This is a genomic window from Methylobacterium sp. WL69 (assembly GCF_008039485.1).
In the GTDB taxonomy this organism is placed as follows: Bacteria; Pseudomonadota; Alphaproteobacteria; order Rhizobiales; family Beijerinckiaceae; genus Methylobacterium.
Genome location: NZ_VRUZ01000021.1, coordinates 1 through 16,487, shown reverse-complemented (window position 1 = coordinate 16,487; position 16,487 = coordinate 1). Strand labels below are relative to the sequence as shown.

At 68.0% G+C, this 16,487-nt stretch carries 14 protein-coding genes; 9 read left to right on the top strand and 5 right to left on the bottom strand.

Annotated features, from left to right (window positions below):
• Positions 1-63: 63 nt before the first annotated feature.
• The gene (locus tag FV218_RS08635) at positions 64-1,095 is read right to left on the bottom strand and encodes an aspartate-semialdehyde dehydrogenase (protein ID WP_056094434.1); all 1,032 of its coding nucleotides are present in this window, start codon (positions 1,093-1,095) and stop codon (positions 64-66) included.
• Between the two features lie 279 nt (positions 1,096-1,374).
• Positions 1,375-2,385 carry an LLM class flavin-dependent oxidoreductase gene (locus tag FV218_RS08630; protein ID WP_147709425.1) on the bottom strand — a complete coding sequence of 337 codons (1,011 nt, stop codon included), beginning with the start codon at positions 2,383-2,385 and terminating at the stop codon, positions 1,375-1,377.
• A gap of 246 nt (positions 2,386-2,631) precedes the next feature.
• Between FV218_RS08630 and FV218_RS08625 the strand changes: the two genes are divergently transcribed.
• The 4 genes from FV218_RS08625 to FV218_RS08610 all read left to right on the top strand — a co-directional run bounded on the left by FV218_RS08625 (position 2,632) and on the right by FV218_RS08610 (position 6,837).
• A complete protein-coding gene (locus tag FV218_RS08625; protein ID WP_246685044.1) occupies positions 2,632-3,483 on the top strand; it encodes a hypothetical protein in 852 nt (283 codons plus the stop codon).
• Positions 3,484-3,589: 106 nt separating this feature from the next.
• The gene (locus FV218_RS08620; RefSeq protein WP_147709424.1) at positions 3,590-3,991 is read left to right on the top strand and encodes a hypothetical protein; all 402 of its coding nucleotides are present in this window, start codon (positions 3,590-3,592) and stop codon (positions 3,989-3,991) included.
• Between the two features lie 179 nt (positions 3,992-4,170).
• Positions 4,171-4,995: a VTT domain-containing protein gene (locus tag FV218_RS08615; protein ID WP_246685043.1), complete on the top strand. Its 825-nt coding sequence runs from the start codon at positions 4,171-4,173 to the stop codon at positions 4,993-4,995.
• A gap of 387 nt (positions 4,996-5,382) precedes the next feature.
• Positions 5,383-6,837 carry a HAMP domain-containing sensor histidine kinase gene (locus tag FV218_RS08610; protein ID WP_147709422.1) on the top strand — a complete coding sequence of 485 codons (1,455 nt, stop codon included), beginning with the start codon at positions 5,383-5,385 and terminating at the stop codon, positions 6,835-6,837.
• Between the two features lie 3 nt (positions 6,838-6,840).
• Here the strand turns inward: FV218_RS08610 and bioB are convergent, their stop codons facing one another.
• Positions 6,841-7,851 carry a biotin synthase BioB gene (bioB, locus tag FV218_RS08605; protein ID WP_147709421.1) on the bottom strand — a complete coding sequence of 337 codons (1,011 nt, stop codon included), beginning with the start codon at positions 7,849-7,851 and terminating at the stop codon, positions 6,841-6,843.
• 61 nt (positions 7,852-7,912) lie between these two features.
• Positions 7,913-8,797 (bottom strand): fumarylacetoacetate hydrolase family protein, encoded by an 885-nt coding sequence (locus tag FV218_RS08600; RefSeq protein ID WP_147709420.1) that lies wholly within the window; start codon positions 8,795-8,797, stop codon positions 7,913-7,915.
• Positions 8,798-9,176: 379 nt separating this feature from the next.
• Between FV218_RS08600 and FV218_RS08595 the strand changes: the two genes are divergently transcribed.
• Both FV218_RS08595 and FV218_RS08590 read left to right on the top strand, forming a co-directional pair.
• On the top strand, positions 9,177-10,496 hold the full coding sequence (locus FV218_RS08595) for an outer membrane protein transport protein (RefSeq protein WP_147709419.1): 1,320 nt from the start codon (positions 9,177-9,179) through the stop codon (positions 10,494-10,496).
• A 455-nt stretch (positions 10,497-10,951) separates the two neighbouring features.
• Positions 10,952-12,181: a GGDEF domain-containing protein gene (locus FV218_RS08590; RefSeq protein ID WP_147709418.1), complete on the top strand. Its 1,230-nt coding sequence runs from the start codon at positions 10,952-10,954 to the stop codon at positions 12,179-12,181.
• 157 nt (positions 12,182-12,338) lie between these two features.
• Here the strand turns inward: FV218_RS08590 and phaC are convergent, their stop codons facing one another.
• On the bottom strand, positions 12,339-14,141 hold the full coding sequence (gene phaC / locus FV218_RS08585; RefSeq protein ID WP_147709417.1) for a class I poly(R)-hydroxyalkanoic acid synthase: 1,803 nt from the start codon (positions 14,139-14,141) through the stop codon (positions 12,339-12,341).
• 148 nt (positions 14,142-14,289) lie between these two features.
• On the opposite strand from phaC, the gene FV218_RS08580 reads away from it, so the two are divergent.
• The 3 genes from FV218_RS08580 to FV218_RS08570 all read left to right on the top strand — a co-directional run bounded on the left by FV218_RS08580 (position 14,290) and on the right by FV218_RS08570 (position 16,398).
• The gene (locus FV218_RS08580) at positions 14,290-14,625 is read left to right on the top strand and encodes a hypothetical protein (protein ID WP_147709416.1); all 336 of its coding nucleotides are present in this window, start codon (positions 14,290-14,292) and stop codon (positions 14,623-14,625) included.
• 173 nt (positions 14,626-14,798) lie between these two features.
• On the top strand, positions 14,799-16,046 hold the full coding sequence (locus FV218_RS08575; RefSeq protein WP_056095099.1) for an LL-diaminopimelate aminotransferase: 1,248 nt from the start codon (positions 14,799-14,801) through the stop codon (positions 16,044-16,046).
• A gap of 139 nt (positions 16,047-16,185) precedes the next feature.
• Positions 16,186-16,398 carry a hypothetical protein gene (locus tag FV218_RS08570; RefSeq protein WP_056094411.1) on the top strand — a complete coding sequence of 71 codons (213 nt, stop codon included), beginning with the start codon at positions 16,186-16,188 and terminating at the stop codon, positions 16,396-16,398.
• Positions 16,399-16,487: the final 89 nt, after the last annotated feature.

The following is a 16,487-nucleotide window of genomic DNA, read 5'->3' as shown; positions in this document are numbered from 1 at the left end:
AACGGGACGGCGTCTCTGGCAGGATTCGAAGAACCCGGTCCGCGACGGACCGGGGAGGGCGCTTCAGGCGGCCTGATGGCGCGGCAGGAGCTTCCGGTTCACCAGCATCTCGGCGATCTGCACGGTGTTGAGGGCCGCGCCCTTGCGCAGGTTGTCCGACACGCACCAGAACGCGAGGCCGTTCTCCACGGTGGCGTCCTCGCGGATGCGCGAGATGTAGGTGGCGTCCTCGCCCGCCGCCTCGTGCGGGGTCATGTAGCCGCCGGGCTCGCGCTTATCGACCACAAGGATGCCGGGCGCCGAGCGCAGGATCGCCCGGGCCTCGTCGGCCGACATCGGGCTCTCGAACTCGACGTTGACCGCCTCGGCGTGGCCGATGAACACCGGCACCCGCACGCAGGTGGCCGTGAGCTTGATCTTCGGGTCGAGCATCTTCTTCGTTTCGGCCATCATCTTCCACTCTTCCTTCGTGAAGCCGTCTTCCATGAAGACGTCGATCTGAGGGATGACGTTGAAGGCGATGCGCTTGGGGAACTTCTCCTGCACCATCTGGCCGGCGGTGAAGACCGAGCGGGTCTGCTGGAACAGCTCGTCCATGGCGTCCTTGCCGGCGCCCGAGACCGACTGGTAGGTCGAGACCACCACGCGGGTGATCTTCGCGACATCGTGGAGCGGCTTGAGGGCGACGACGAGCTGGGCCGTCGAGCAGTTCGGATTGGCGATGATGTTGAGCTTGGAGAAGCCCAGGATCGCGTCGGGGTTCACCTCCGGCACGATCAGGGGCACGTCCTGATGGTAGCGGAACGCCGACGAGTTATCGATGACGACGCAGCCGGTCTGGCCGATGCGCGGCGACCATTCCTTCGAGGTCTCGCCGCCCGCCGACATCAGGCAGATGTCCGTGTCGGAGAAGTCGTAGGAATCGAGCGCCTGCACCTTCAGGATCTTGTCGCCGAAGGAGACGTCCTGGCCCATGGAGCGGCGCGAGGCGATGGCCACGACCTCGTCGGCGGGAAACGCCCGCTCGGACAGGATGTCCAGCATCTCGCGGCCCACATTGCCCGTGGCACCGACGACGGCGACCTTGTAACCCATGATCCTCACCACTCCGCTCGAAGCGCCCGATCCCGGGACGGCGCTCGACTGAAGCCAAGCGGCAACGTTCGGGACTTGGGCACCGTCCTAAGGGCCTCCCCACCGTGCGCCGCACCACCCGGGACGGGCAGCGCGGCGGCCTGCCGGCCGCGGAGGTCGCACATCCCGGGACATCCGGCATGCCGTCCCATGCCGCGCTGCGGCATGAGTCGTGAAGCGCGGGAGCAAGACGCCTTGCTCCCGAACCTGTCAAGGGTTCACCGCATCCGGCAGGGGTGTTCAGGCGACGCGGGCGGGCCGGTGTTCCAGGCCGTCCCGCACCTCGGCCAGGAGCGCGTAGGAGCGTTGGCGTGCCGCCGGATCGTGGATCGCCGACGCCACCATGAGCTCGTCCGCCCCGGTCTCGGCCACGAGGTCGGCGAGCCCGCGGGCGATGGTCTCGGGCGACCCGACGAGGGAGCGGGCTAGCATCCGGGAGGCCTGCGCCTTCTCAGCGGGCGACCAGTAGGTCTCGATGTCATCGAGGGGTGGCTGCAGCAGGCCTCGCGTCCCGCGCAGCAGGTGGGTGAACTGCTGCTGGGCCGAGGTGAACAGCCGGCGCGCCGCCGCATCGGTCTCGGCCGCCACCACGTTGACGCCGATCATCGCGTGCGGGGCCGCCAGCTGGGGGGAGGGGACGAAGTTCGCCCGGTAGGTCGCCAGCGCCGGCAGCAGGGCGTCGGGCGCGAAATGCGACGCGAAGGAATAGGGCAGGCCGAAGGCGGCGGCGAGCTGCGCCCCGAACAGGCTCGATCCGAGAACCCACAGGGGCACGTTCAGCCCCGTGCCGGGTACGGCCTGCACCGCCTGCCCCGGCTGGAGATCGCCGAACAGGCTCTGCAGCTCGCGGACGTCCTGCGGGAAGGTGTCGGCCGCCTCGTGGGACCGGCGCAGGGCCCGCGAGGTCCGCGGATCGGTGCCGGGCGCGCGGCCGAGGCCGAGGTCGATCCGGCCGGGATACAGGGCCTCCAGGGTGCCGAACTGCTCGGCGATCACCAGGGGCGAATGGTTCGGCAGCATGATGCCGCCGGCGCCGACCCGGATGGTGCGCGTGCCGGCCGCGAGATAGCCGACCACCACCGCGGTCGCCGCGCTGGCGATGCCGATCATGTTGTGGTGCTCGGCCACCCAGTAGCGCCGGTAGCCGAGTTCTTCCGTGTGGCGGGCGAGCGCGAGGGCATTGCGCAGGGCGTCGCCCGGAGTCGCCCCTTGCGGCACCGGCGCAAGGTCGAGGACGGAGAGCGGAATCATCGTGTGGCTGTCCTTCATCGATCCGGAAGACGGATCGCGTACCCCCGCCCATGAGATCGCGACGGGCGCGCGCGGACGCAAGCGCACCCTGTCATGCCGTCATGGCATGGGTCGGGCCCGCGACGCTTAAGCAGCGATTCACCGCGACTCGGAAAACCGCCGCCGCCGCGCGCGGCCGAAACCGGATCGTACCGGCCGGTCGGCGAGGATCGCCGCGACGGGCGGTCCGAAGCGGAGGCGGTACGGTTGCGGCAGATCACCACGAGCGATGACACGGCACGGGAGACAGGCCTGGCCGGTCCCCGGCGGCGCCCGGCGGCGGCCCTGCGGATTCTCCCGCGCCTCGCCTGTGCGGCTGCCCTCATCGCCGGGTTGAGCCTGCTCACGCGCGAGACCCGCCCGCAGGCGGCCCGGCCCGAGGGCGATGCTGCGGCGGCGTCCGATGCGCCGGCGCCGTTCGTCCCGAGCGTGAGCCTCGCCGTCCGGCCGGCGATGCCGAGCGCCGTCGCCGCGCCGCGCTTCCGCCTCGACGATTCCGGGGCCGGAGAGCCGGCCCGGACCGAGGCCGTGCGCCACGATCCCGTCAGCGGCCGGCGCGAGGAGACCCTCGCTCTCGGTGCCTTCCCGAACATCGAGTCGCCCTACCTGCGCCTCACCGTCGCCGAAGCCGGTCCGGGCGCCCCGGCCGGACGCCTGTTCGTGACCCTCGCCCGGCGCGCCGCCGACGGTCCCGGCCTCTCGGTGATCCGCACGGGCGAGCGCGGGCGCATCGAGACGAAGTTCGGTGCCGTCGAGACCCTCGAGGCGACGTTCAGCGGCCCCCTCGACCGGATCTGCACCGGCTTTGCCGGATCGGCCGGCGCACTCTTCCGGTTCGACGGCTGGCTCTGCGCCCCCCTCGGCCAGGCGCCGGAGCCCCGCGCCGTGGCTTGTGCCCTCGATGGCCTCCTCGCGGCCGCGCCGGACACGCCCGGCTTCTCCGGACGGCGCGATCCCGCCTGCCGTCCGCCGCCGGATACCCGGACGGGGTCCCTCGCCACGGGCGGCCCACGAAAAAATGAGGCCAGATTGCGGCGCAATGCGCAAGCGCGGCCTTAATCGTGGAACTAAAGCACGGGCTCGAACGTCAACCCCGCATACGAATGGCCGAGTTTCTTAACGAGTTCGGCCTACACATTCGCTCCAGATTTACACAAGGTGCATCATGCGCTCTGCCACGATTGCCCTGATGGGCTCCCTGACCCTCGCCGGCGTCGGCCTCAACACCGCGGCCGAAGCGCAGGGACGCTATGCTCCCGCCGGCGTTCGCGTCAGCCAGCCGCTGCCGATTCGCATCCGCCCGCGCTCCTGGCTCGATGCCGGCAACGTGGTGGAGGCCAACAATGGCTCCGTGAGCAATCCGGCCACGAACCCGCAGCTCATCACGGCGAGCTACCTGAACTCCCCACCCTACGGTCGAAACGACCGTTTCGGCACCGGCATCCTCGCCGATCCGATCACCAACGGCCCGTTCATCGGCGCCCGGTCGAGCGCGATCCGCAACATCGACTTCTCGCCGCTCGATCCGATCCTGGATCCGACTTCGCCGCTGGCCGGCCGCTACTAAGCGAAGCGCTAGGATCTGATGAACAGGCGTCGTCCCCCGGGACGGCGCCTTTTTCGTATGTGCGAAGGCGGTTGAATTCGCGCCGGTGTGCGAAGACAACCGCGCTCCTTCGATGCCGAACGAACGGGCCCGGAATGATACGAGAGGACACGCCTCCGCAGATCTCACCCCCGGAGGTCTTGCCTTCCGAGGTCTCGCCCCGGCCCGCCCGGCACCGAATCCTGCGCTGGCTGCCGATTGCCGTCATCGTCACGGCTTCCCTCGCGGTCCTGGTCTCCGGCGTCGCGCAACTCCTCGATCTCGACCGCCTCCTCGCGTCCCGAGCGTGGCTGAGCGCCGCCGTCGCCGAGAATCCCGCCCGGACCATGGCCCTGACGGCCCTCGCCTATGTGGGTGCCGTGGTGGTCTCCGCGCCGGCGAGCCTGTTCCTCACGATGCTGTGCGGGTTTCTCTTCGGCATCGTGCCCGGCGCCCTCATCGCCGTCACCTCGGCGAGCACGGGCGCGGCCATCGTGTTCTCCATCGGCCGGGGCCCGGCATCGGATCTGCTGCGGCGCCGCGCCGGCCCCCGCCTCGCCGGCCTCGCCGCGGGGTTCCGGCGGGATGCCTTCGGCTACGTCGCCTTCCTGCGGCTGCTGCCGATCTTCCCGTTCTGGCTGACCAACCTCGCGCCGGCGGCCTTCGGCGTCCCATTGCGGACCTTCCTCCTCGCGACGATCGTCGGCCTCAGCCCCGGCGCCCTGGTCTATGCCACCACGGGGGCCGCCATCGAGGACGTGGTCGCCACCCATGAGGCGGCCCGAGCGGCCTGCCGCGCGGCGGGGGAGCTCGAATGCGCCCAAACCCTGAGCCTGAAGAGCCTGATCACCCCTAAGATGATCGCCGGCCTCGCCGCCCTTGCCGCCTTCGCCATGCTGTCCGTCGTCCTGCGACGCCGCCTCGGCCGCCGTTTCCCGACGGCACCCCATCCTGAGATATCCGAACGCCCTCGGCACTTACCCTGAACACGACGCGACCGCGGGCGTGCGGGGAGGCGGATCGGTCGCCGACGGCCGAACCGTCCCGTTCTAAGTTTTTTGCATATCGTATCCAGTCGACGAAGCACGCCCGCTCCGTCCCAGGCTGTACCGGGCGACGCGCGAAGTTCGGCCCGGCCGTTTCTCCGGGCAACGGCAGGACCATCGCCGTGGATGATCCTTGCAACCCATCCGTTTGAACGACGCTTTCATCATTGTTCATGATGCGCGCGTGCGTCTTGTCACGGGCAACCTGCCTTTTGGCGCATTCGAGGATGGTCGCCGGGCCAAGAGCCATCCATATCTGACGCGATCGTCCAGACCGGACTTGTTCACACGGGCCTGTAGAGGTCGAAACGCTTGATGAAATCATCCATGAAATCGGAGGCTCTGCACCCGGAGACGACGTTCATCGCTGCGCAGGCACAGGCGCCACGGGCATCCCGGTTTCGCCTGGGTCTCTCGGGCCGGGTGTTCCTGCTCACCATCACCCTCGTGGGCCTGTGCGAGATCCTGATCTACGTGCCGACGGTGGCGAACTACCGGATGATGTGGCTCTCGGACCGGATCGCGGCCGCCCATGTGGCGGCCCTGGTGATCAACGCCGCGCCGGATCACACCGTCTCGCCCGAGCTCGCCGACCGGCTCCTGACCGGCGTCCGGGCGCAGGCGATCATCGCCGATGCCGACGGCAGTCGGAAGGTCATCGCCCGCGGGCCGCCGCCCGCCGTCTCCCGCGTGATCAACCTGCAATCCAGCGATCTCGCCCAGTCCATCGGCGGCGCGTGGGAGACCCTGTTCCGCCCCTCGGCGACCCCGATCCGGGTGATCGGACGATACCGCGAGGGCTTCGACCCCGTGGAGGTCATCGTCGACGAGGCGCCCCTGCGCCAGGCCGTGGCGGCGTTCTGCCTGCGCCTGCTCGGCACGTCCCTGGCCATCGCCGCCGTCGTGGCCGGCCTGGTCTTCTTCGTGCTCCAGCGCGCCATCGTGCGGCCCGTGCGCCGGTTCGTCAGCAACATCACGGCCTTCGCCGACGATCCGCAGGAGACGGCCCGCGTCATCGTCCCATCGGGGCGCAACGACGAGGTCGGCGATGCCGAGGTCGCCCTGGCCAGGATGGAGATGTCGCTGGCGAGCGAGCTGCGGGCCAAGCGCCACCTCGCCGATCTCGGGCTGTCCGTGAGCAAGATCAATCACGAGATGCGCAACCTGCTGACCACGGCGCAGCTCCTCGGCGACCGCCTGGAGGGTGTGACCGACCCGGTGGTGCAGCGCGTGGCGCCGCGCCTAGTGGCGACCCTCGGCCGGGCGATCCGGTTCTGCGAGGAGACCCTGGCCTATGGACGGGCGACGGAGTGCCACCCCCAGCAGCGGCCGTTTCCCCTGGCTCCCCTGCTGGCCGACCAGGCCGACCTGTCCGGGCGCGGGCCAGATTGCGCGGTGGTCTTTCGGGAACGTTGCGCGCCTGACATCACCGTCCACGCCGATCCCGAGCAGCTCTCGCGGGCGCTCGCCAACCTCGTGCGCAATGCCGTGCAGGCCATGCAGGCCGAGGCGACGAACCGCGCGCCCGTGGTGAGCCTGGAGGCGAGCCGCGCGGGCGACAGCGTCACGATCCTGGTGACCGACAACGGTCCGGGCCTCCCGGCCCGGGCGCGGGCGCACCTGTTCGCGCCGTTCAAGGGCTCGACCCGGCCCGGCGGCACCGGCCTCGGCCTCGCCATCGCCGCCGAACTCATCGAACTCAACGGCGGCACGATCACCCTCGATCAGACCGAGGTGGGCGTCCGCTTCCGGATCACGCTGCCGGCGGAGAAGCGCGCCTGAGGCTCACTCGGCCGCCGCCAGGGTCAGGCCCGGGACCGAGATGCCGATGTCGCGCAGCAGTTCGGCGTCGGCGTCGGTCTCGTTGTTGGCCGTGGTCAGCAGGCGCTCGCCGTAGAAGATCGAATTGGCGCCGGCGAGGAAGCACAGGATCTGCGCCTCGCGGGTGAGGTCCTTGCGCCCGGCGCTGAGGCGCACGCGGGCGCGCGGCATCACGATGCGGGCGGTGGCGCACATGCGCACGAGGTCGAGGGGATCGACGGGCGGGCGCTCTTCCAGGGGCGTCCCGGCCACAGCCACGAGGGCGTTGATCGGCACGCTCTCCGGGTGGGGCGCGTGGTTGGCCAGAACCTGCAGCATGGCGGCGCGATCCTTCACGCCCTCGCCCATGCCGACGATGCCGCCGCAGCACAGGCCGATGCCGGCGTCGCGCACGTTCTGGAGGGTGTTCAGGCGATCCGCGTAGGTCCGCGTCGAGATGATGTCGCCGTAGAACTCGGGCCCGGTGTCGAGGTTGTGGTTGTAGGAGGTGAGGCCGGCTTCCGCGAGTCGCGCCGCCTGCGAGGGGTTGAGCATGCCCAGCGTCACGCAGGCTTCCATGCCGAGGCTGCGCACGCCGCGCACCATGGCGAGCACCGCGTCGAAGTCCGGTCCGTCCTTGGGCTGGCGCCAGGCCGCGCCCATGCAGAAGCGGTGCGCGCCCGAGGCCTTGGCGGCGGCGGCTTCCTTCAGCACAGCGTCGACGGGCATCAGCCGCTCCCGCGGCACGCCCGCCTCCTTGTGGTGGGCCGATTGCGGGCAATAGGCGCAATCCTCGGGGCAGCCGCCGGTCTTGATGGACAGGAGCGCCGCCCGCTGGATGTCGGCCGGATCGTTGTGGGCGCGATGGACTTCCGCCGCCCGGTAGACGAGGTCGAGGAGCGGCAGGTCGTGGATTGCCTGAATCTCCGCCACGGTCCAATCGTGCCGGATCGCGGAGGTCGCCAGGGTGGGGCGGGGAGCGGCTAGCTCGGTCATCGTCTCGATCATGGCACCAAAAGGCGAATCCCGGCCGGAAAATCAAGCCGGCGGGGCGGGATCAGTGGGTCGGCTCGCCCGCCGCCACCCTGGCGGTCCAGTCGTCGAAGGCCACCACCTCCTGCCGCTGGGTGCCGAGGCCGTCGATGCCCAGCGTGATCACGTCGCCGTTCTTGAGGAAGCGCGGCGGCTTGGCGCCCATGCCGACGCCCGGCGGCGTGCCGGTGGTGATGACGTCGCCCGGCATCAGCATCATGAAGTGCGACAGGTAGGCGACGATCTGGGCGACGCCGAAGATCATCGTCGCCGTCGAACCGGTCTGCATCCGCTCGCCGTTCACGTCGAGCCACAGGTGAAGATCGTCGAGGCGCGGAATCTCGTCCAGGGTGACGAGCCAGGGGCCGAGGGGACCGAAGGTCGGGCAGCCCTTGCCCTTGGTCCAGGTGCCGCCGCGCTCGAGCTGGTATTCGCGCTCCGACAGGTCGTTGCAGAGGCAGAGGCCCGCCACGTAGGAGAGCGCCTCGTTGGCGTGGACGTAGGAGGCGCGCGCGCCGACGACGATGGCGAGTTCCACCTCCCAGTCGGTCTTGGCCGAACCCTTGGGGAGGATCACCCGGTCGTTCGGCCCGACGATGCAGGACGGCGCCTTGTTGAACACGATGGGTTCGGCCGGGATGTCGGCGCCGATCTCGGCGGCGTGGTCGGCGTAGTTGAGGCCGATGGCGATGAAGTTGCCGGTGCCGCCGACGCAGGGGCCGAGGCGCGTGTCCGCCGGCAGCAGGGGCAGGCTTTCCGGGTCGATGATGCGAAGCCGGTCGAGCCCTTCCCGCGAGAGGGCGAGGCCGCTGAGATCGCGGAGATGTCCGGACAGGTCGCGCAGTCCACCCTTTGCGTCCACGAGTCCCGGCCGCTCGTCGCCGCTCGCACCGTGCCGCATGAGTTTCATCGCGCGCTCCTTCGCCTGACCCGAGCGACGGCATCGCCCGTCGCGGTCGCCGCCGCAAGGGTGACGCAAACCGCCTCACATCGAAACCCCACGCAGGGGTGTCGCCCGAATGCGACACCCGCCGACGGAACGCGGACGCCGATCACTTTTCCGCGGGGGGCCGGACCAATCGTGGATAAGGTTTACATCTAAACCAAAATTCGAGGTCCGCGAGCGGATACAGCGGACTCGAAAGATCTACTCACCGAACACAGTGCAGTTCTCTATATACAGTATATTTTACCTAGTTTTCCGCACATTGCGAAGTCGCCGCAAGTACGCCACTCTCCCTGTCAAGGTGCCGACAGCGAGCATCGGACAAACGGGTGGGAGCAGCTCCATGGCAGGCAGAATTCGGTCCATCGCCCTCGCGGGCGTCGCGTCGGCGATGGTTGTGGGCGGCATTGATGGCGCCTCCGCCGGCGCCTTCGGCATCCGCGAGCAGAGCACGCAGGCGCAAGGCGAAGCCTTCGCCGGGGCGGCGGCCGGTTCGGGCGGCGTCTCGTCCATGTTCTGGAACCCGGCCGCCGTGACCATGCGGCTCGGCTGGGTCACGGAGCAGAACCTCACCTTCATCGGCCTGTCCGGACGGATCACGCCCCAGGCCGGCACCAACCCAGTCTTCCTGCCGCTCGGCGGCAGCAGCGACATCGGCCAGGGGGCGGTGCTGCCCTCGGGCGCCACCTCGTATCAGCTCAGCGACCGCGTCTGGATCGGCATCCAGACGGGCGCTCCGTTCGGCCTCGTGACCAAGCCGCGCAACGTCTGGGCCGGCGAGGTCTACGGCCGTTCGAACCGGATCTTCACCCTCGCCTTCAATCCGGTCATCGGCTTCAAGGTCAACGAGTGGCTGTCCGTCGCCGCCGGCCCGAACATCGAGTATTTCCGCCTCACCCTGCGCCAGGCCGTGCCGCTGCCCATCAACCCGGCGGCCCTGCCGAGCTCGTTCCTCAAGGGCGACTCGTGGGGCGTCGGCTTCACGGCGGGCGCCCTCGTCACCCCGTGGGAAGGCACCGCCTTCGGCATCGGCTACCGCTCCTCGGTCCACCACGACATCGAGGGCTCCATCGGCGTGCCGCTCCTGGCCCTGGCGCCCTTGGGCGGCCAGGTCACCGCCAACCTCAACACCCCGGAGAAGCTCAGCGTCGGCCTGACCCAGGCGGTCTCGCCCGTGGCCCGCGTCAGCCTCGGGTTCGAGTGGGACAACTGGACCCGGCTCGGCACCATCGGCATCGTCTCGAAGACCCGCGGCGTGCCGGTGAGCTTCCTGCCCCTGAACTACAAGGATGGGTTCACCTACTCCATTGGCGGCGAGTACGACTGGTCGCCGGCCCTGACGCTCCGCGCCGGCGTGGCCTACGAGGAATCGCCCATCGACTTCTCCAACCGCTCCGTGCGCCTGCCGGACAACGACCGCGTCAACGTCTCCGTCGGTGCGAGCTACCGCTGGAGCGAGAAGCTGACCCTGAACGTCGCCTACTCGCACCTGTTCCTCGACAAGGCCCGCATCCTGTCGGGGGTGGGGCGCGACTACAACGTCCAGAACATCGCCTTCGCGGGCGTGGCCGACGGCAGCGCCGATCTCGTATCGGTGGGCTTTCGCTACGTGTTCGGCGAACCCGCCGCTGCCGCGCCGGCGCCCGTCATACGAAAGTTTTGAGTGCGGGGCTTCCCCGCAAGCGGCGGGACGACCTCGGTCCCGCCGCTCGCTTGCCCGTGAGGCTTCCCGCCCCTCTTCGCCGGACGGAGCCAGCAGATCACCAGAGGCGTCGACCAGCGGTCCTGCCGTTGATCAATCCAATGAACGCTCATTTGCGCGATCGGCAAGAGATCGCGTTTGAAAGCATCGCCTCCTTCGAAAGTAGTACCAATCTAATCCACGAGGTCACACTCTCGATGGAGGGCTATGGCGAACATCCTAACTGACAGTCACACCTCGGCAGCCTTCTGAAAGACCATTCTGGCATTTTTATATTTATAATTACATAAACAACTATGTTTATCGATTATAGGTGATTTTTGTGTTTAATATCGCCGCATAATGCCATAGAGATTGAACAATAGGACTTTGTTTTTTCAATATTGATCTGGGCCGATCCATCGGGCGGATAGAGCGTGAACGTCGAAGAGCTGAATTCCTGGCTGGCACGCTACCAGTCGTTCGGTCTGGTCCGACTGCCACGCGAGTTGGAGGCTTCGTTCATCCGGGACGAGCGCGAGCCCCAGCGCCGGATCGGCTTGGTCGGGCTGATGCTCGGCACCGCGTTTTTCATACTGCTGATGGTCTTCGATTGGATCGTCGACCCCGGACTCTTTTGGATGAGTGTCGGCCTCCGCTTGGGCATCGCGATTCCGATCAACTGTCTCATGATCTGGATCATGCTCCATCCGGGGCGTTCGCGTGCAGTTTATCAAGCGGCATCGACCTTGTCCGCATGCAATGCTTGCATCATGTTTTCGATCCTATTCGCACAATCCGACAAATTGGCGGCCCTGACTTACCTATCTGCCAATCTTATCGTGATGGGATTTACGATCAACTTGCTGGGGCAGTCGACACTTGCCTCGGCAATCGTCTGTGCCGTGAGTGTCTCCTGCATGCTGGGCGCGGCGGCGCTGTCACCGATCTCCAACGGCACGGTCGTGATGACGTACGCACTCGTCGGCGCAATGGTGGCCTTCACGAGCATACTGGCAAACCATTGCCTCCAGAACGAACGCCGCCGCAACTATGTGACGACGCTTCGGGAGGAAATTCGTCTCGAACAGATCGCCCGTCAGCAGGCCGTTATGGAGAAGCTGGCCACGATCGATCCGCTGACCCAGATCGCGAACCGTCGCGGCTTCGATGCGCAACTCGATGACGCCCTGGCGCACGCGATCCACGGCACCCTGTCCGTGGCGATGATCGACATCGATTGCTTCAAGAAGTTCAACGACACGTACGGCCATCTCGAAGGCGACGATGTGCTGTGCTCGGTTGCGCTCTGCCTGTCGAGAACCTGCGAATCGCTCGCCCTGATCGGGCGCGTGGGCGGTGAGGAATTCGCGATCGCAGCCGTGGACATGCGGCCAGAGGACTTTCACCTCTTGGCGGAGCGGGTTTGCCGTGCCGTGGAAGCCTTGACCATTCCGCATCGGAACCACGAATCCGCGTCCGTCGTCACCGTCAGCATCGGATTGGCGAGCGGATCCGCCGTGGATCGAATGAACGGCAAGATCCTGTTCCGGGCGGCCGATCAGGCGCTCTATCGAGCGAAGACATCCGGACGCAATCGTATCGTCGCATCGGAGGATACGGAACCCGACAGACCGACGTCGCCGATGTCGTCTTCCGAGTGTTGAGGCGTCTGAACACGACCCGTTCGCGCTCGCCGGCGCAAACCGCGCCAGCGATCGATCGAGAGCCGGACCGCATCCCCGAAAACCATCACCCGAATGATCCGCCCGTCAATGCGGTCCAACCGTTCCCGAGTCGATCGTTCAGGGTACGGGGCGCCGATCAGGCCTTCATCCGTACATACGTTCCCGGCGCCGGCCCGAGGGACGGCAGGCCGGCCTCGCCCGGCACGCGCGCCGGCACCCGGGTGGGGGCCTGATGCTCGAGCCACGAGAACCAGTACGGCCACCACGAACCCTTGGTCTCGGTGGCGGCCGAGATCCAGTCCTCCAGGGTCCCGCTCACGGGGCCGCCGGTCCAGAAGCCGTATTTCGGCTTGGCGGGCGGGTTGACCACGCCGGCGATGTGGCCCGAGCCGGCCAGCACGTAGTCGACGGGGCCACCGAACTTGGTCGAGCCCTCGAACACCGACAAGGCCGGGGCGATGTGATCCTCGCGGGTCGCGAGGTTGAAGACCGGCACTTCGACCTTCTTCAGGTCGAGGCGGACGTTGCCGAGCATCATCTTGCCCTGCGCCAGGGTGTTCTCGAGGTAGCAGTTGCGCAGGTAGAACGAGTGGTTGGCCGCCGGCATCCGGGTGGCGTCGGCGTTCCAATACAGGAGATCGAAGGGCATCGGCGTCTTGCCCTTCACGTAGTTGTTCACGACGTAGGACCAGATCAGGTCGTTGGGCCGCAGCATGTTGAACGCGGTCGCCATGCCGGTGCCCTCGAGGTAGCCGCGCTTCTTCATGCGGGCCTCGATGAGGCGAATCTGGGTCTCGTCGGCGAACACCTTCAGGTCGCCCGCATGGGTGAAATCGACCTGGGTGGTGAGGAAGGTGGCGCTCTTGATGCGCTTGTTGCCGGTGGCCGCCTGCATCGCCAGGGTGACGGCGAGCAGGGTGCCGCCGACGCAGTAGCCCGCCGCCGCCACCTCGCTCTCGCCCGTGGCGATCCCGATGGCGTCGATGGCGGCCTCGATGCCCTCGCGCATGTAGCTCTCGAAATCCTTGTCGGCGTGGCGCTCGTCGGGGTTCACCCACGAGATGCAGAACACCGTCAGCCCCTGCGCGACCATCCAGGCGATGAGGCTTTTGGCCGGATTGAGATCGAGGATATAGAACTTGTTGATCCACGGCGGCACGATGAGGAACGGGCGCTTGATCACCGTCTCGGTGGTGGGCGCGTACTGGATCAACTCCATCAGGTCGTTGCGAAAAACCACCTCGCCGGGGGTCACCGCCATGTTGACGCCGACCTCGAAGCCCGCCGCCGGGTCGGTCTGGCGCACGCGCAACTGGCCCTTGCCGGCCTCGATGTCCTCGGCGAGCATCTTCATGCCGCGAACGAGGTTAGCGCCGTTCTCGTCCAGGGTGTGGCGGATGAGTTCGGGGTTGGTCATCACGAAGTTCGACGGCGACAGGGCGCCGACGATCTGGCGCAGGTAGAACTGCGCCTTGTGCCGGGTGTGCTCGTCGATCCCGTCGGCCTCGTCCACCAGCCCCTCGGCCCAGCGCGAGGTGATGAGGTAGCTCTGCTTGATGAAATCGAAGACCGGGTTCGTCGACCACTCGGCATGGGCGAAGCGCGTGTCCTTGGCCTCCGGCACGGCGACGGGCTGGGCCGCCTCACCCTGGAAGCGGTTCCAGGTCTGGCCCCACAGGCTGATGAAGGCTTCGCTCAGCTTGGCCTGGGCCTCGACGGTCTTCTGCGGGTCGACGAGCCAGCGCTCGGCCACGGTGCCCAGCGTCCGCACCACATCGTTGACCTCCTCGGGCGGCTCGGGCGGCGCCTTCAGGACATCGACGTCGGTCGCCGGCTTCATATAGACGGCGGCGGCGCGCCCGAATTCCTCCATGAGCCGGCTGGCATTGCGCGACAGGGCGTCGATGTCGGGCAGCGGCGTCGTCCGTTCGGTCGTCACGCGTGCTTCTCTCCCTGGCCGGAGGCGCGTTCGCGAGAGACCGGCGCCCGCGTGGGCGACGGCGGCTCGGGGCCTCGTTTCCGACAAATTAACGCGGCATCGCGAACTTACGCCAGACCGCATCGCATTTCATCGGCCCCCATCCGTCATGAACAGGCCCTCGATTCACGCCGTCGCGACCGCCGCCTGCCTCTCTGCCGTGGCGGGGCTCGCGGGTGCCTGCTCGAGCGACCTCAACCCCTTGAAAGCGGCCTACCAGCCGGGACCGGCGGCGCCGGCCTTCGTGACCGAGTCGCGCAAGGCGGGGGGTGATTTCCTGCCCGTGGGCGTCTCGGCGCCCGCCCGCCCGATCCGGGCGAAATCGGCCGAGGGCACCAAGGCCCTGGAAGCCGAACTCATGGGCGCGCGGGGCCGCAACGAGGCGCAGGGCCGTTCGGCCGAGAGCGCGGGCCGCGCCACCCGCCCGGCCTCCGCGACACCCTGAAGCATCCGCCAGGGCCGCCGGAAACGAACTTTCCTTGGGGGCGGCGCCAAAAAGATAACGGTCGGCGCTCCACGCGCGAAGTGATAGACCACGCCGGTATCTCCGGGTGATGACAGCCCCTTCCTTTTCGCGCGCCTCGGTCCCGATCCGCGCCCATGGACACCGTGAAGGCCATGACCGACTTCCACCGCATCAAGCGCCTGCCGCCCTACGTCTTCGAACAGGTGAACCGGATCAAGGCCCAGGCCCGCGCCAACGGCGCCGACATCATCGACCTCGGCATGGGCAATCCCGACCTCGACGCGCCGAAGCACGTCATCGCCAAGCTGGTGGAGACGGCCGGTCGGCCGCGCACGGACCGCTACTCATCGTCCAAGGGCATCGCCGGCCTGCGCCGCGCCCAGGCGAATTACTACAAGCGCCGCTTCGGCGTGAGCCTGAACCCCGACACCCAGGTGGTGGCGACCTTGGGCTCGAAGGAGGGCTTCGCCAACATGGCCCAGGCGATCACGGCTCCGGGCGACGTGGTGCTGGTGCCCAACCCCAGCTACCCGATCCACGCCTTCGGCTTCCTCATGGCGGGCGGCGTGATCCGCTCCGTGCCGGCCGAGCCGACCCCGGCGTTCTTCCCGGCCATCGAGAAGGCGATGCAGCACTCGATCCCCAAGCCCGTGGCGATCGTGGTCTGCTATCCGTCGAACCCGACGGCCTACGTGGCGAGCCTCGATTTTTACCGGGACCTCGTCGCCTTCGCCAAGCGCCACGAGATCATCATCCTGTCGGATCTCGCCTATGCCGAGGTCTATTTCGACGGCGAGCCGCCGCCCTCCGTGCTGCAGGTTCCGGGCGCCATCGACTGCACGGTGGAGTTCACTTCTCTGTCGAAGACCTTCTCCATGGCCGGCTGGCGCATGGGCTTCGCTGTGGGCAACGAGCGGCTCCTCGCCGCGCTCACCCGGGTGAAATCGTACCTGGACTACGGCGCTTTCACGCCGATCCAGGTGGCGGCGACCGCCGCCCTCAACGGGCCGGAGGATTGCATCGTCGAGATGCGGGGGATCTACCGGAAGCGCCGCGACGCCCTGATCGAATCCTTCGACAAGACCGGCTGGAAGATCCCGAGCCCCTCGGCCTCGATGTTCGCCTGGGTGCCGATCCCGGAGAAGTACCAGTCGCTGGGCAGCCTCGAATTCTCGAAGCTGCTGCTGGAGAAATCCGACGTGGCCGTCGCCCCCGGCATCGGGTTCGGCGAGCACGGCGACAACTTCGTCCGCATTGCCCTCGTCGAGAACGAGCAGCGCATCCGGCAGGCGGCGCGCAACATCCGGCGGTTCTTCGAGACCTCGGACCGGACGCTCCACAACGTGGTGCCGCCCGCCGAGCCCTCGACCGGATCGGCGCCCCTCGCCAAGGCCGGCTGACCCCAGATCCGCCGCGCATTGTTGCGCGGCGGCGACAGGGCGCGGCAAAGCGGAAGGCGGGCCGTCGGCGCGGCTTGTCACCCGCGCCCGGCATCCGCAGGGTCGGGCGATGACGCGAGTTTCATTCGCAGAGGATCGCATGCGCCGATTGACCCTCCTTGCCGCGCTGGCGTTCGCCGCGTCGGCCGGCGCCTGCGCCCCGAAGCCCATCGTCGCCCGTGATCCGGTCCCCGCTCCGGCGCCGGGCCTCGGCTATGCCTGCGACTCGCGCCCGACGGTGCTCAACGCGTTCTACACCACCTGCACACCCGTCCAGCGCGAGCGCGACGTGGTGCTCCATTCCAAGGGCTGACCAGACCATCGGTTTCCCACAGGGCGACGCGCGAGCGCCACGGACACGCCGGCGGGTTTGCGCCATGGTCGGCCGGACCCCATCCCCTC